Source organism: Variovorax stachyos, assembly GCF_051400855.1.
Taxonomy (GTDB): domain Bacteria; phylum Pseudomonadota; class Gammaproteobacteria; order Burkholderiales; family Burkholderiaceae_C; genus Variovorax.
Genome location: NZ_JBLFFN010000030.1, coordinates 1 through 15,165 on the forward strand (window position 1 = coordinate 1; position 15,165 = coordinate 15,165).

Sequence of the window (15,165 nt, forward strand, 5' to 3'; positions counted from 1 at the left end):
GGTGGCCCTGGCGGTGGTGGCCCTGGCGGTGGTGGCCCTGGCGGTGGTGGCCCTGGCGGTGGTGGCCCTGGCGGTGGTGGCCCTGGCGGTGGTGGCCCTGGCGGTGGTGGCCCTGGCGGTGGTGGCCCTGGCGGTGGTGGCCCTGGCGGTGGCGGCGGTGGCCCCGGTGGTGGCGGCCCCGGTGGCGGTGGCGGTGGCGGCGGTGGGCCCGGTGGCGGTGGCCCCGGTGGCGGTGGCGGGGGCGGCGGTGGGCCCGGTGGCGGTGGCGGCCCCGGTGGCGGCGGCGGCCCTGGAAGGTGACGTTCTTCACCGGGCCGGGCCACCTACCCTGGCTAGACTTCGCCGATGCGCGGCCGGATCGCCTTGGGTGGGCAGCGAGCCAGCACAGAGAGGACATCATGAAATTGCACATGGCGCTTGGCGCTGCCAGCATTGCCGCTCTTTTTCTCGGCGCAACGTCGGTTCAAGCGGACCCGCACAAGGACGAGTCCAGAGGCAAGGAAAGAGCCGAGGGTCGAGGCTTCGAATCTCGTGGCGAGCACAAATACGAACACAAGGAGGGTGGCCGCAAGTTCGAATACAAGGAAGACAAGCACGAGTACAAGGACCGCAGGGGCAAGTACGAATACAAGGAAGACAAGGACAGGCGCTCGCGCCATGAAGGCCGCGGCAACTGGTTCCATGAGCACGGCTACTCCAGTCTGCGCATCCCGGATGGACATCTGCCGCCTCCCGGCGAATGCCGGATCTGGTATCCGGGGCGCCCTCCAGGCCACCAGCCGCCACCCGGTCGCTGCGGCTCTCTCAGCCGCAAAGTACCTACGGGCGCGTGGCTCGTGCGTCGACCCGATGCGCAGCCCGAGTATGTCGACGTCTCGGTTTACGACCAGCGCCGTCCCGGCGTCGTCCTGGACGTCGGCATATTCGATGCGCACACGGGGGCCTTTATCCGCATCGACGGCTCGAGGTAGTTGCTGCGCTCATTCCTCGAGCATCACGACCCCGCGTATTCAGAACATTGTCGAACGGTGCGCGGCGACTCCGGCCATGGCGCCGTCCGCGACAGCCATTGCCACATTGCCGGCCGCCCTCGCGGCATCGCCACAGGCGAAGACATTGGGCACCGAGGTCTGCTGCATCGCATCCACTTGAATGAGAGTCCCCATCGGACCCTCGACCAGCGCACAACCCAGCTGGGCCGCGACGGGGCTGCCGAGGTGCGTGCGCGGCTGGGTCAAAAGGCCGTTCATCGAAAGCGTCCGGCCGTCGGCCAGCACCACATCGGCCTCGCCTTCGATCCGCACTATGCGTGCCGCCTCCACCCGCGTGCCGCGCCGCGCGAAAGCGGCGAGGTCCTCATCGGACGGACGGTAGGCATCGTTGAGGAACAGGGTAGTCGTTCCCCAGTCGGGCAGCATGATCGCGTGGTGTTGTGCCATCTCCGAGGCCGCAACGATGCCGATGGGGCCCGCCTCCAACTCGTAGCCATGGCAGTAGGGGCAGTGGAAGACGCTGCGGCCCCAGCGCTCGGCCAGGCCCTGGACTGCCGGCAGCTCGTCCCGCACACCGGTGGCCAACACCAGCCGTGCCGCCTCCACCGTGCGTTCGCCGACGCGGAAGGCGAAGCGTCCGCCGTCGATCTGCCGGGCGTCCTCCGCCGTGCCTTCCAGCCATCGCACGGTGGGATAGCGCAGCAGCTGCCGCCGGGCTTCCGCCGCGATGGCACCGGGTGCCACTCCGTCGCGAGACAGGAAGCCGTGCGATGTGCCGCCGGCCTCGTCGACGAAGCGGTTGCGGCGCAGCCCGGCGTCTACCACCGTGACGTCCCGGCGCGCCCGGGCCAGTTGCAAGGCGGCGGACAGGCCTGCATAGCTGCCCCCGATGACGGCGAATTCAGTTTTGATCATGGTGATCCTCCAGGCGATGGGTAAAGGACGCAGCCGCGGAGCGGTGCGTCTTGAGGCGGCGATCGAAACCCTTCAGCAGCTCGGCCAGGGTGATGCCTTCCAGGCGCGTCAGCAGCAAGGCCTCGGCCTGCTGCATGGCGGCCTGCAGCGACTCGTTGACCACCTGCGCAACCAGGCACTCCGGCCGGTCCTCCCGGAACCCGAGCGACACCAGCGCGGGTGCGCCAAGCGCCATGTGCACATCGCGCAACGTGACGCTTTGCACCGGCGCGGACATCACCCAGCCGCCGCCATGCCCTTTCCCGGAAGAGACAAGACCCGCCTCACGCAGCCCGACCATCAGCCGGCGAAGCACGACAGGGTTGGTGCTCATCGCGGAGGCGAGCACTTCGGAGGTGACTGGAGCGTCAGCCTGCGCCAGGTGCAGGAGGACGTGCAGGACGTCGGAGAGCTGGCTGCTTGATTTCATGAAACTATTCTAGTTGCATGAAATCATCCCGGTGTGATTGAAGGGTCAATATGCCGGGTCGCCGCGTTCAAGGTCGCACAGCGGGAGCGGCTTGGGCGCAACTATTGGTGACTGGTCATTCTTGCTTTAGGCTCCGGACGTCCTTCGTTGAAATGCAAACGTCAACCATCCGGTGGCTCGACTGGGGAGCATGCAACGTGATCGCTGATCGTGTTCGGCAGGCAGCTGCAGCCGCTGCACTGATGGGCTGCCTGCCCGTTACCCACGGCACGGCAGCCGCCGATGCTGCAGCCGGCGCGCGGCTCTCCGCGGCACGCTGCGTCTCCTGCCACTCGTCCACCGAAACGATCCACTCGACGGTACCGCTGCTCGAAGGCCAGCCGAAGGCCTACTTCATTGCGCAGTGGCGTGCCTTTCGCGAGCGCAAACGTACTGCCCCGGTGATGGTGAACCTCGCCGCGGAGTTGAGCGAGCGGGAGGTCGCCGACCTCGCCGAACACTTCGCGGCACTGGCGCCCCCACCATCGGCGCAAGCGCCCGGCAGCGATGCCGGCCGCGCATTGGCCGATCGCTTGCGGTGCGCCAGCTGCCACGGTCCGGCGTTGAAGGGCACGGACGCCGGCGCGGCACGGCTCGCCGGGCAAAAGGAGCGTTACACCACCTGGTCGTTGCAGTTGATGCGCACCGGCACGCGGTCGCACGGAAGCTCCGCGAAGCCTGATCCGCTGCTTGCCGAGCTCAGCAACGCCGACATCGAGTCGCTGGCAGCGCATTTCGCTTCGCTGCGGTAGCCGCTCGCATCCCGAGCGCCGCTCGGGCCGAGGTGACTAGAATCGTCCGTTGGGTGGCATGCCAGATCGGGCGTTCCAGGTCGTTGCGAAGGTCGGGCCGCCTCGCAGCTTCGTCACGACCGCAAACCCATGCCTCCTAGTTCGATCCAATGGATCGCTGCAGCGATCTTTGCCGCTGCGCTGCTGCACACCTTCACCGCCAAGCAGTTCGAGCGTCTTTCCCACCGCTACCCTCGCCACGCCGGCTTGTTCCATCTGTTGGGTGAAGTCGAGGTGGTCTTCGGCTTCTGGGCCATCGTGCTCGTGCTGGTGATGGCATTTTTGTCGGGAGGGACGAACGCCCTGGAATACGCGGAGTCGCGCAACTACACCGAGCCGCTCTTCGTGTTCGTCGTGATGGTGATTGCCGCGTCCAGGCCCGTCTTGCATACGGTGATCGCGTCCGTGAACGCCGGCGCACGCCTTGCCCCCTTTCCGACGCCGCTCGCCACCGCCTGGCTCGGCCTGGCCGTCGTGCCGCTGGCGGGCTCGCTCCTCACGGAGCCGGCTGCCATGACCATCGCGGCGCTGATGCTTGCACCGCAGATCTTTCGGCCGGAGATGCCCGAGCGCATCAAGTATCTCGCGCTGGGCGTGCTGTTCGTGAATATCTCGATCGGCGGCACGCTCACTTCCTACGCCGCGCCTCCGGTGCTCATGGTCGCGGCTACCTGGCAGTGGGACAGCGCCTTCATGTTCGCCCACTTCGGCTGGAAGGCGGCACTCGCGGTTCTATTGAACGCCACCATTGCCGCGTTCCTGCTTCGCAAGCATCTTCTGCCTGCGTCGTCCGCCGAGGCCGACACGCCGCCCGAAGACCCAGTCCCGTTGATCGTCGTGGCCGTCCACCTGGGCCTGCTCGCCGGTGTCGTGCTGTTCGCGCACCATCCGGTCGTCTTTCTCGGCCTGTTCCTCATGTTCCTCGGGTTCACGCAGGCGTACGAACGCCACCAGAGCCCGTTGATCCTCAAGGAGGCACTGCTGGTCGGCTTCTTTCTGGCCGGCCTGGTGGTGCTGGGGGGAATGCAGCAATGGTGGCTTCAGCCCATCGTCTCGAGCCTGGCGCCCGTTGCATTGTTCCTGGGCGCGCTCGGCCTCACGGCCATCACGGACAACGCGGCGCTGACATACCTCGGCTCGCTGATCGTCGGCATCTCCGACGAGTCGAAGTACATGCTGGTCGCCGGCGCGGTGGCGGGCGGCGGCCTGACGGTGATCGCCAATGCCCCCAACCCCGCCGGCGTCGCGTTGCTGAAGCGCGGCTTCGCGGACGAAACGATCGGGGCGGGCGGCCTGTTGCTCGGAGCGCTGGGGCCTACGGCAATTGCCGCAACGGCGTTGCTGTTCCTGTGACGAGCTGACGATGGGTCCGCACCTTCGCTCAGGCCTTGCCGAGCTGGCTCAACCTGTTGTCAGCCATGAGGTGCGCTTGCGGCGCCCCTTCAAAGGTAGTTGAACAACGAAATCCCATGCAGCCGGGCAAAGGTCTGCTGCGTCGCCTGCAGCGAGGTCTGCCGCTGCAGGAACTCCGAGATGGCTGCCGCCGGGTCCAGGTCCTGGAGATCGGACAGATAGCTCTTGTCGATCAGGTCGCGCGAGCCGCCCGCGCTGTCCAGGGCGTCGATCTCGTTCAGGCGCGAGCCGACCGAGGAGCGGATGGTCAGCACGTTGTCGTGCGCGTTGGTGATCTTCACGTTGGCGGTGGAGAGCGCATTCTGCAGATGGGCCTGCGCCGCGGGGCCGCCGGTGGCCAGCGGCTGGCGCAGCGCGCTGATCATGTCGCCGATGGCCGCGAAGACATCCGTGCCCGCGTTCTTCGCGGTGGCGACCTGGAAGCTGTCGCCATCCGCCGGCGTGCCGCTCATGCTCACTTGAACGCCACCGAAGGCGATCGGCGTGCCGGACGTGTAGACGCCGGTGGCCGCCACCACGGGAGGCGTGTCGGTGGTCGTCACCGTGTAGTTGCCGCCGGCGAAGCTGATGTTGAAGTCCTTGCCGTAGAGCGCAGCCGTGCCTTCGGTCACGCCGACGCCGCCGAACACGCCCGAGCCGGTGTTGGCCGCGCTCGCGCTGGCGACGTAGCCCGCGCTGCCCTGCACCGACTGGAACACGCTGCGGCCATCGTCGGCGGCCGACATCTGCCGCGCAACGTCGACCTGGATCAGGCGCTGCCCCTGGTCGCCCATGTACTGCACGCCGCCGCCGGCCTGCGCCACGAAGGGCGGGTTGGCGCTCTTGTAGCCTGCGAACAGGAACTGCCCGTTGCCGTCGTCGGCATTCGCCACGTTCACCAGCTGGTCGAGGTTGCTCTGCATCGCGGTGGCCAGCGAGGCGCGGTCGGCATCGGACAGGGTGCCGTTGCCGGCCTGCACCACCAGGGTCTTGACGTTCTGCAGGATCTCGGTGGCGGACTTGAGCGCGTCCTCCTCCCGCGACAGCGACAGGGTCGCGCGGTCGCGGCTGGTCGCGTACTGCGAAGACTGCGCGAGCGTGTCGGAGACGCCGAGCGCACGCGCCGACGCCACCGGATCGTCGGCCGGCGTCAGGAACTTGCTCCCGGAGGCGAGCTGCTGCTGGATCCGGAACAGCTGCTGCTGCTGCGAACCGATGTCGTTCATGCTCCGTGCGTAGAAGGATTGGGTGCTGATGCGCATCGCGACTCCTGGAAGATGGTTTGGGGCCCGCGCCGCTATCAGCTGCGGATGCCGAGGATGGCGTCGAACATGGTCGAGGCGGTCTGGATCACCTTGGCGTTCGCCTGGTACATCTGCTGGTACATCAGCAGGTTGGCAGTTTCCTCGTCCTGGTTCACGCCCGAGATCGAATCGCGGCTGGCGCGGATCTGCTCCGTCACGCTGGTCTGCGTCTTCTCGGCCGTGCGGATCTCCATGGTCCGGTTGCCCACCGCGCTCACCAGCTGCGCGAAGGCGCTGCCGAAGGTCGAGGTGCCGCCATCCATGACGGCCTTCTTCTGCAGCGCGCCGAGCAGCAGCGCATTGCTGCCGTCGGAGACGCCGCCGCTGTTGTTCTTGATGGTGAAGGTGTCGCCGTCGGCGGGCGCGCCCGTCATCTTGACGGTGATGCCGCCGAAGCTCATCGACGCGCCGGCCGTGTAGGGCACGGGGTCGCCTGCGGCGTAGACGGTCGAAGTGCCGTCGGCCAGGGTCACCGTCACCGCGGAAGCCGCCGGGAAGCCCGACAGCTCTCCCGTGGCGGCGTCGAAGCTCAAGGTCACCGGCGCCGTCAGCGGCGCGGCCAGATAGCCGGCATCGACCCTGGGCGCGCCCAGCGCGCCGGTGCCCTGGTTGCCGGCAGTGTTGCCCGCGATCAGCGGCGAGGCCGCGGCCACCTTGGCGGTGTCGAGCACCAGCACGTCCACGTCGCGCGCGCCGGTGCGCGTGGGCTGCACCAGGAAGCGGTCGCCGGCCTGGGCCGTGCCGCTGGCCACGCTCAGGCTGACTCCGTCGAAGCTGATCGGGAAGGCGGTGAAGGTGCCGATCACCTGCTTGTCGGTCAGGCGCGTCACCGAGTAGTTGAGCACGCCCGCGACGTCCTTCACCTCCACCGAGTAGTCGCTGATGCTGAGCTGCGCGGTGTCGGTGATGCTGGCGCCGAGCACCATGTCGCCGTTGTTGTGGGCGTTGGTGAACACGCCGGGCGCGGCCTGCGAGAAGAAGTCGGTGCCCAGCACGCCGTTGAGGTCGACCCCGAGCTTGTGCTGGTCGTTGAAGGTGTCGGTGAGCGACATGGCCAGGCGGCCGATGGCGTTCTGCGAGGTGCTGAGCGTCTCGTTGCGGAAGGCCATCAGCCCGCCGATGGAGCCGCCGCCGAACACGCTGTCGGCGAGCTCCGTGGCCGTGCCGTTGATGCCCACCAGCGACAGCGCCGTGCGCGTCGGGTCGGCCGCCGAGGGGCCGGCCTTGAGCGACATCGCCTGGTCGCCCAGCACCAGCGACTGGCCGTTGCCGATGAAGACGTTGTACTTGCCGCCGTCCTGTTCCAGCACCTTCACGTTCACCAGCTTGCCAAGCTGGTTGACCAGCTGGTCGCGCTGGTCCAGCAGGTCGTTGGGCGGCTGGCCGCCGGCCACGGCGCTCATCTGGCCGATCCGGTGGTTGAGCGAGGCGATCTGCTTGGCGTAGGTGTTGATCTCGCCCACGCTGCCCTGGATCTGTTCGTTGACCGAGGTGTTGAGATCGCTCAGGTACTGGTCGGTGGCGCGGAACTTGTTCGCGAGCGCGTGCGCGGCGCTGATGAGCTGCTGGCGCGCCGCCGGGTCGGCCGGCGTGTTGGCCACGCCCTGCACGCCGGCGAAGAAGCTTTGCATCAGCGGCGAGAGGCCGGAGGTCTTGTCGGCCAGCAGCGAGTCGATGCGGCTGATCTGCGCGTTGTAGCTGGCGAGCGCGGCGCCCGAGGCCTCGGCGCCGTTGAGCTGCGAGGTGAGGTAGGCGTCGTAGCTGCGTGCCACGGTGGTGACGCGGGCGCCCGTGCCGACGAAGCCCGAGGCCAGGCCGATGGCGCCGTTGGTGGCGATCATCGAGGTCTGGCGGCTGTAGCCCGCGGTGTAGACGTTGGCCGTGTTGTGGGCCGTGGTCATGAGCGCGCTGCGGGCCACGCTCAGGCCCGTCAGGCCGGTATAGAACATCGACATTTGGCTTACCTGTAGGGATATCTGTTCTGGAGGTGGGCGCGGCGCGGCGGCCGGCCCGTTTCCTGTTTATCGGCAGCGGCGGCCGAAGCTGAAGGCGCAGCCGGGCAGCCTCATGTCAGGCAGCGAGCCTGAACACGCTGACGGTCTGCACCAGGCTGCCGGCCTGCTCCTGCATCGATTGCGCGGCGGCAGCGGCCTCTTCCACCAGCGCCGCGTTCTGCTGCGTCACCTGGTCCATCTGGGTGATCGCCTGGTTGATCTGCTCGATGCCCTGGGTCTGCTCGTGGCTCGCCGCGCTGATCTCGCCCACGATGTCGGTCACGCGGCGGATGCTGCCCACGATCTCTTCCATCGTCTTGCCCGCTTCGCCCACCAGCGCCGTGCCGGCGTCGACCTTGCCCACCGAGTCGTCGATCAGGCCCTTGATTTCTTTCGCTGCGGCAGCGGAGCGCTGCGCGAGGTTGCGCACTTCGGAGGCCACCACCGCGAAGCCGCGGCCCTGCTCGCCGGCGCGTGCCGCTTCCACCGCGGCATTGAGCGCGAGAATGTTGGTCTGGAAGGCGATGCCGTCGATGACGCCGATGATGTCGACGATCTTCTTCGACGAGGCGTGGATCGAGGCCATGGTGTCCACCACCTGGTTGACCACGCTGCCGCCCTTGACCGCCACCTCGGAAGCAGACAGCGCGAGCTGATTCGCCTGCCGCGCGTTGTCCGCGTTCTGCTTGACGGTGGAGGTCAGCTCTTCCATCGATGCCGCGGTCTGCTGCAGCGAACTCGCCTGTTCCTCGGTACGCGATGAAAGATCCTGGTTGCCCGAAGCGATCTCGCCGGATGCCGTGGCGATGGCGTCGCTCGAATGCTTGATCCTGACCACCACGTCGGTCAGCTGGTCCTGCATCTGCTTGATCGAGTGCAGCACGCTGCCCTGGCCGGCCGTGTCCGCCTCCACGCCCACCGTGAGATCGCCATCCGCGATGCGGCCCACCACGTCGGCCGCATAGGCCGGCTCGCCGCCGAGCTGGCGCGACAGCAGGCGGGCCACCACCACGCCCAGCCCCACGCTCGCAACCAGGCCCACCAGCGCCATGGCCAGCATCAGCAGGCGCGAGGTCTTGAAGGTGCCCTCGGCACTCTCCATGCTCGCCTTGGCCATGCCGTCGGCATGCTTCACCATCTGGTCGAGCACTTCCTCGACCGCGCGCGAATCCTTCAGCAGCTGCGTGCTCTCCTCGGCCACGCGGCCGTCGAACTGCGAGCTGTCCAGCGACTGCTTGGAGATCAGCTCGATGAACTCGCCCATGCGCTTGCGCAGCGGCTGCACCAGTGCCTCGTAGCGCTCGTGGAGCTTGGTGCCCGCCTCGCTCTCGAGCAGCACCGGCTTGATCTGGGCCATGCGCTCGCCCAGGTCGGCGGCGGCCTTCTTGAGCTCGGCGATGGCTGCATTGCGCTCGCCCTTGGTGGAGGCCGACAGCAGGCTCATCTGCGCGCGGCTGGCATACAGCAGGTGGATGTTGGCCGCCTGCGCCGCCTCGAGCGTGCGCATCTCATGGTTGTAGAGCGTTCCGGTCGATGCGTTGATCCGGCTCATGTGAAAGATGCCGAGCACGCTGACCACGGCGCCCAGCGCCGCGACCACCAGGAAGGCGAGGATCAGCTTGACGCTGACACGAAGCTCTTGGAACCACTGCATTTTCTTTTCCTTCGTGGGCCCATGAATGCGGGCCGGACCCAGGGTTTATCGGCGGGCCGGGCCCGAAATTGAGTGCCGCCGACTCGTCACGCTAGAACTCCGTCCAGTCGCCGGCCGGTGCCGCGCTCGCGGGCTGCGGGAGCGCCTTGGCTGGGGCGGCTGCCGGGCCCTTGATGGCCGGCGCGGCGCGCTTCGCCAGGACCGTGCGGCTCACCGGCGTACCTTCGCCTGCGGCTACGGTGCTGTTCGCCTTGGGAGCGGCCGTGCGGCTCCTGGCCTGGACCTGGGCCAGCACCACGGCCGCCGTCTCGTCGTGGCCGAGCTTGAACACGCGCACTGCCTCGACCAGGCTGGAGGCCTGCTCCTGCATGGACTGCGCCGCGGCCGAGGCTTCCTCCACCAGCGCCGCGTTCTGCTGCGTCACCTGGTCCATCTGGCTGATGGCCTGGTTGACCTGCTCGATGCCCTGGGTCTGCTCCTGGCTGGCGGAGGTGATCTCGCCCATGATGTCGGTCACGCGCTTGACGCTGTCGACGATCTCTTCCATGGTGCGGCCCGCTTCGGCCACCTGCCTGCTGCCCTCCTCGACCTTGTCCACCGAGTCGTCGATCAGGGCCTTGATCTCCTTCGCCGCAGCCGCCGAGCGCTGCGCCAGGTTGCGCACCTCCGAGGCCACCACCGCGAAGCCGCGGCCCTGCTCGCCGGCGCGCGCGGCTTCCACCGCCGCATTGAGCGCGAGGATGTTGGTCTGGAACGCGATGCCGTCGATCACGCCGATGATGTCGACGATCTTCCTGGACGAGGCATTGATCGACCCCATGGTGCCCACCACCTGCGAGACCACGCTGCCGCCCTTGACCGCCACTTCCGAGGCCGAGAGCGCGAGCTGATTGGCCTGCCGCGCGTTGTCGGCGTTCTGCTTGACGGTGGAAGTCAGCTCCTCCATCGACGCCGCGGTCTCTTCAAGCGAGCTGGCCTGCTCTTCCGTGCGCGAGGACAGATCGTGGTTGCCCGCAGCGATCTGGCCCGAGGCGGTCGCGATGGTGTCGGTGCCGGCGCGCACCTGGCCCACCACGCGCGCCAGGCTTTCGTTCATGTTCTTGAGCGCATGCATGAGCTGCCCGGTCTCGTCGCGCGACTGCACTTCGATGCGGGCGCTGAGGTCACCGCCGGCCACGGTCTCCGCCACCTGGATGGCGTGGCCCAGCGGCCTGGTGATGCTGCGCGCGATCAGGAAGGAACAGGCGCCCCCGACCAGCAGCGTGAGCGCGGCCATGATGAATCGCAGGTTGAAGCCGCTCGCGTTCGCCGCGTCGATGGCGCGGCTCATGTCGTCGATGGCCTGGCGCTCCAACGCCAGCAGCGACAGCACCCGGCTCTCGTAGGCCTTGGCGGCGGGCTGGAAGACGTCCCTGAACACCGTCTCGGTCTCTTCCGCGTTGCCGCTGGCCTTGGCCTTCTGAACCGCGTCCTTGGCCGCCTGGTACTTGGCGCGCAGCTCGACGATGGACTTGAAGGTGGCCTTCTCCTCGTCGGTCACCAGCAGGGCCTCGACCTTGGCCATGGTCTCGCCGCCCTTCTTCACGCTGTCGGAGATGACATCGGCGAAGGTGACGGGTAGCGAGGCGTCCGTCGTCTTGGCGATCATCGCGGTGCGCGCGATGGCCGAGTAGGTCAGCACGTACCAGTCGGAGATCAGCCGCTCCTTGGCCAGAGGACTCTCCATCATCTGGCGGGTGGCCTCGGCGTTCTTCTTGGCGCTGACCAGCGCGACCGTGGAGGCGATCACCGTCAGCGCCAGCACCAGGCCGAAGCCCAGCGCCAGCCGCGTACCGATGCGGAGGTTGGAAAGAAACTTCATCATGCTAATCCGGTAATGAAAAAAGTCAGGCAAGGCTGGGCTCTGCGGCCTTCAGCCTGAACACGCTCACGGCCTGCACCAGGCTGCCGGCCTGTTCCTGCATCGACTGCGCCGCGGCGGCGGCCTCTTCCACCAGCGCCGCGTTCTGCTGCGTCACCTGGTCCATCTGCGTGATCGCCTGGTTGATCTGCTCGATGCCCTGGGTCTGCTCGTGGCTCGCCGCGCTGATCTCGCCCACGATGTCGGTCACGCGGCGGATGCTGCCCACGATCTCTTCCATCGTCTTGCCCGCTTCGCCCACCAGCGCCGTGCCGGCGTCGACCTTGCCCACCGAGTCGTCGATCAGGCCCTTGATTTCTTTCGCTGCGGCAGCGGAGCGCTGCGCGAGGTTGCGCACTTCGGAGGCCACCACCGCGAAGCCGCGGCCCTGCTCGCCGGCGCGTGCCGCTTCCACCGCGGCATTCAAGGCCAGGATGTTGGTCTGGAAGGCGATGCCGTCGATGACGCCGATGATGTCGACGATCTTCTTCGACGAGGCGTGGATCGAGGCCATGGTGCTCACCACCTGGCCGACCACATCGCCACCCTTGACCGCCACTTCGGAAGCAGACAGCGCGAGTTGATTGGCCTGCCGCGCGTTGTCGGCGTTCTGCTTGACGGTGGAGGTCAGCTCTTCCATCGACGCCGCGGTCTGCTGCAGCGAGCTCGCCTGTTCCTCGGTGCGCGAGGACAGGTCGTGGTTGCCCGAAGCGATCTGCCCCGACGCGGTGGCAATGGTGTCGGTTCCATTGCGCACTTCCCCCACCACCCGCGCCAGGCTCGCGTTCATGTTGCGCAATGCGTTCATGAGCTGGCCGGTCTCGTCGCGCGATTCCACCTTGATGCGGGCGCTGAGGTCGCCGCTTGCCACGGTCTCGGCAACCTTGACGGCTTCGCCGAGCGGGCGCGTGATGCTGCGCGCGGTCAGCCATGCGCACAGGACGCCGAGCGCCAGGGCCGCCGCCGACAGCACCACCATCAGCACCCGGCCGCTCTGGTTGTCCTTCGCGATACCTGCAGCGACCGCATCGATCTGCTCGCGCTCGTGCGCCGCGATCCTGTCCACGGCCTCCTCGTAGACCTTGAGCGCGGCGGCGAAACGGGTGTCGGCCAGCTGGTTCGCGCCCGCGGCATCGCCGGCAGTCTTGAGCTTGACGATCTCGGCCAGCGTGTCGAGCACGACCTTGCGCGCATCGGCCACCTGGGCATAGAGCTTCTTCTCCTGCGGCATGCTCAGCAGCGCCTCGAGCTGCTTCTGCACCGGGTTGATGCGCTGCGAGGTCTCGAGCCGCGCCTTGGCGAAATACGCCTCGGTCGCGGGCTCGGTGGCCTTCACCATCGCGAAGGTCTGCACGATCGCGGGCCCGAGCAGCTTGGCCCATTCGCTCGCCAACCGCTCCTTGACCAGCGCGCCGCGCACCATGTCGTCGGCAGCATTGCCCACGCTCTGCAGGCGCAGGGTGCCGATGGCCGAGATGACGGCCAGCAACAGCAGCATCGCCGCGAAGCCGAAGCCCAGGCGGGTACCAATCTTCCAGTTCTTCATCTCAATTCTTCCCTTTCCACCAGGCCCATCTCTTCGCTGGACATCAGGCGGTCGATGTCCACCAGGATCAGCATCCGCTCTTCCAGCGTGCCCAGCCCGATCAGGTAGTCCGTGTCCAGCGCCGAACCCATCTCCGGCGCTGGCTTGATCTGCTCCGCGCTCAGCGTGATCACATCCGACACGCTGTCCACCACCATCCCCACCACGCGCCCGCCGATGTTCAGCACGATCACCACCGTGAACTGGTCGTACGTCGGCGTGCCCAGCGCGAACTTGATGCGCATGTCGATGATCGGAACGATGATCCCGCGCAGATTCACCACCCCCTTGATGAATTCCGGCGCGTTGGCGATGCGCGTCACCGCGTCGTAGCCGCGCAGCTCCTGCACCTTCTGGATGTCGATGCCGTATTCCTCTTCGCCCAGCGTGAAGGCCAGGAACTCCAGCGGGCGGGTGCCGGCTGCGGCGGAGGAGGATGCGCCGTGGGCGGCGTGCCTGGGGGATTCGATGCTTGTGCTCGACATGTCTGGGTCTCTCTCTTGGAAATTTCGTTTCGTCAATGGGAAGGCCGGGCCAGCGGGGCGCCGCTGTCGAGCTTGAAGACGCGCACCGCCTCGACAAGGCTGCCGGCCTGCTCCTGCATGGACTGCGCCGCGGCCGACGCCTGTTCCACCAGTGCCGCGTTCTGCTGCGTCACCTGGTCCATCTGCGCGATGGCCTGGTTGACCTGCTCGATGCCGGAGGCCTGCTCACGGCTGGCGGCGGTGATCTCGCCGACGATGTCGGTCACGCGACGGATGCTCTCGACGATCTCCTCCATGGTTCGGCCGGCCTCGCCGACCAGCGCCGTGCCCGCATCCACCTTGGACACCGAGTCGTCGATCAGGCCCTTGATCTCCTTGGCCGCCGCGGCCGAGCGCTGTGCCAGGCTGCGCACTTCGGCAGCCACCACCGCGAAGCCACGGCCCTGCTCGCCGGCCCGCGCTGCTTCCACCGCGGCATTGAGCGCCAGGATGTTGGTCTGGAACGCGATGCCGTCGATCACGCCGATGATGTCCACGATCTTCCTGGACGAGGCATTGATCGAGCCCATGGTGCCCACCACCTGCCCGACCACGCCGCCGCCCTTCTTCGCGACTTCCGAGGCGGCCAGCGCGAGCTGGTTGGCCTGGTTGGCGTTGTCTGCGTTCTGCTTGACGGTGGAGGTCAGCTCCTCCATCGAGGCCGCGGTCTCTTCCAGCGAGCTGGCCTGCTCTTCGGTGCGCGCCGACAGGTCGTGGTTGCCGGCGGCGATCTGGCCCGAGGCGGTGGCGATGGTGTCGGTGCCGCTGCGCACCTGGCCGACGATGGTCGCGATGCTGTTGCGCATGCCGGCGATCGCATGCAGCAGGCTGGCCTCGTCGCCCCGCTTCAGCTCGATGGCCACGGCCAGGTCGCCCTCGGCGATGCGGCGGGTGATGCCCGCCGCATGCGCCGGCTCGCCGCCCAGTTGCCGCAGCAGCCCGCGCGACAGCATCCAGCCGAAGGCGAACAGCAGCGCGGCCAGGCCCAGCGCATAGACCGAGAACTCCGCCAGGCGGCCGAGGATCGCGGCCTCGACCTGGTCCATGTACACGCCCGAGCCGATGATCCAGCCCCAGGGCGCGAAGCCCTTGACGTAGGAGACCTTCGCCACCGGGTCCTTGCTGCCCGGCTTGGGCCACATGTAGGGGACGAAGCCCGCCTCATGCGCCTTCACCATGTTCACGAACTCGACGAACAGGCGCTTGCCATTGGGGTCCTTGTTGTCCGAGAGGTCCTTGTTCTCCAGCGCGGGGTTGATCGGATGCATCAGCATCCGGGGCGTCATGTCGTTGAGCCAGAGATATTCGTTGCCGCTGTAGCGCAGGCCGCGGATCGCCTGCATCGCCTGCTGCTGGGCCTGCGCCTCGCTCAGCTCGCCCTTAGCCGCCAGCGCGTGGTAGTGGACCAGCAGGCCATGCGCGGCCTCGACGACCTGGCGCACGCCGGCCTGGCGGTCCTCGAGGATCAGCTTGCGCTCGGACACCAGAAAGAGCGCGGTCAACAGCAGGATGCCGGCGACGGCGCTGCAGGTGAAAAGACCGAGCTTCTTCGCAATGCTCATCGAGCGCAGGTTCGGCAGGTAGGACATGTTGGCTGTCTTTCGGA

13 protein-coding genes are annotated in these 15,165 nt (G+C 67.5%); 3 read left to right on the forward strand and 10 right to left on the reverse strand.

Going from position 1 to position 15,165, the window contains the following annotated elements; all coding sequences use genetic code 11:
* Positions 1–310 (reverse strand): hypothetical protein (locus ACMGEZ_RS28530; protein WP_436825646.1); only part of this gene is annotated, 310 nt, incomplete at its 3' end.
* 88 nt (positions 311–398) lie between these two features.
* On the opposite strand from ACMGEZ_RS28530, the gene ACMGEZ_RS28535 reads away from it, so the two are divergent.
* Positions 399–971: a hypothetical protein gene (locus tag ACMGEZ_RS28535; protein ID WP_436825647.1), complete on the forward strand. Its 573-nt coding sequence runs from the start codon at positions 399–401 to the stop codon at positions 969–971.
* Positions 972–1,010: 39 nt separating this feature from the next.
* Here the strand turns inward: ACMGEZ_RS28535 and ACMGEZ_RS28540 are convergent, their stop codons facing one another.
* Both ACMGEZ_RS28540 and ACMGEZ_RS28545 read right to left on the reverse strand, forming a co-directional pair.
* A complete protein-coding gene (locus tag ACMGEZ_RS28540) occupies positions 1,011–1,907 on the reverse strand; it encodes an NAD(P)/FAD-dependent oxidoreductase (RefSeq protein WP_436825648.1) in 897 nt (298 codons plus the stop codon).
* A complete protein-coding gene (locus ACMGEZ_RS28545; RefSeq protein ID WP_436825649.1) occupies positions 1,894–2,376 on the reverse strand; it encodes an Rrf2 family transcriptional regulator in 483 nt (160 codons plus the stop codon). Before ACMGEZ_RS28545 ends, ACMGEZ_RS28540 begins: the two co-directional genes overlap by 14 nt.
* Positions 2,377–2,573: 197 nt before the next feature.
* On the opposite strand from ACMGEZ_RS28545, the gene ACMGEZ_RS28550 reads away from it, so the two are divergent.
* Together ACMGEZ_RS28550 and ACMGEZ_RS28555 are read left to right on the forward strand one after the other, a co-directional pair.
* Positions 2,574–3,167 (forward strand): c-type cytochrome, encoded by a 594-nt coding sequence (locus ACMGEZ_RS28550; protein ID WP_436825650.1) that lies wholly within the window; start codon positions 2,574–2,576, stop codon positions 3,165–3,167.
* Between the two features lie 129 nt (positions 3,168–3,296).
* Positions 3,297–4,559: a putative Na+/H+ antiporter gene (locus tag ACMGEZ_RS28555; RefSeq protein WP_436825651.1), complete on the forward strand. Its 1,263-nt coding sequence runs from the start codon at positions 3,297–3,299 to the stop codon at positions 4,557–4,559.
* Between the two features lie 89 nt (positions 4,560–4,648).
* Here ACMGEZ_RS28555 and flgL read toward each other — a convergent pair whose 3' ends face one another.
* The 7 genes from flgL to ACMGEZ_RS28590 form a co-directional block, all read right to left on the reverse strand.
* Complete coding sequence (gene flgL / locus ACMGEZ_RS28560) at positions 4,649–5,860, reverse strand: flagellar hook-associated protein FlgL (protein WP_436825652.1); 1,212 nt, start codon at positions 5,858–5,860, stop codon at positions 4,649–4,651.
* 38 nt (positions 5,861–5,898) lie between these two features.
* Positions 5,899–7,857 (reverse strand): flagellar hook-associated protein FlgK, encoded by a 1,959-nt coding sequence (flgK, locus tag ACMGEZ_RS28565; protein ID WP_436825653.1) that lies wholly within the window; start codon positions 7,855–7,857, stop codon positions 5,899–5,901.
* 115 nt (positions 7,858–7,972) lie between these two features.
* Positions 7,973–9,550 carry a methyl-accepting chemotaxis protein gene (locus ACMGEZ_RS28570; RefSeq protein WP_436825654.1) on the reverse strand — a complete coding sequence of 526 codons (1,578 nt, stop codon included), beginning with the start codon at positions 9,548–9,550 and terminating at the stop codon, positions 7,973–7,975.
* 91 nt (positions 9,551–9,641) lie between these two features.
* Positions 9,642–11,411 carry a methyl-accepting chemotaxis protein gene (locus ACMGEZ_RS28575; RefSeq protein WP_436825655.1) on the reverse strand — a complete coding sequence of 590 codons (1,770 nt, stop codon included), beginning with the start codon at positions 11,409–11,411 and terminating at the stop codon, positions 9,642–9,644.
* A gap of 25 nt (positions 11,412–11,436) precedes the next feature.
* Positions 11,437–12,996: a methyl-accepting chemotaxis protein gene (locus tag ACMGEZ_RS28580; protein ID WP_436825656.1), complete on the reverse strand. Its 1,560-nt coding sequence runs from the start codon at positions 12,994–12,996 to the stop codon at positions 11,437–11,439.
* A complete protein-coding gene (locus ACMGEZ_RS28585; protein ID WP_436825657.1) occupies positions 12,993–13,520 on the reverse strand; it encodes a chemotaxis protein CheW in 528 nt (175 codons plus the stop codon). The genes ACMGEZ_RS28580 and ACMGEZ_RS28585 overlap by 4 nt, the downstream gene beginning before the upstream one ends.
* A gap of 32 nt (positions 13,521–13,552) precedes the next feature.
* Positions 13,553–15,148 carry a methyl-accepting chemotaxis protein gene (locus ACMGEZ_RS28590; RefSeq protein WP_436825658.1) on the reverse strand — a complete coding sequence of 532 codons (1,596 nt, stop codon included), beginning with the start codon at positions 15,146–15,148 and terminating at the stop codon, positions 13,553–13,555.
* Positions 15,149–15,165 lie beyond the last annotated feature (17 nt).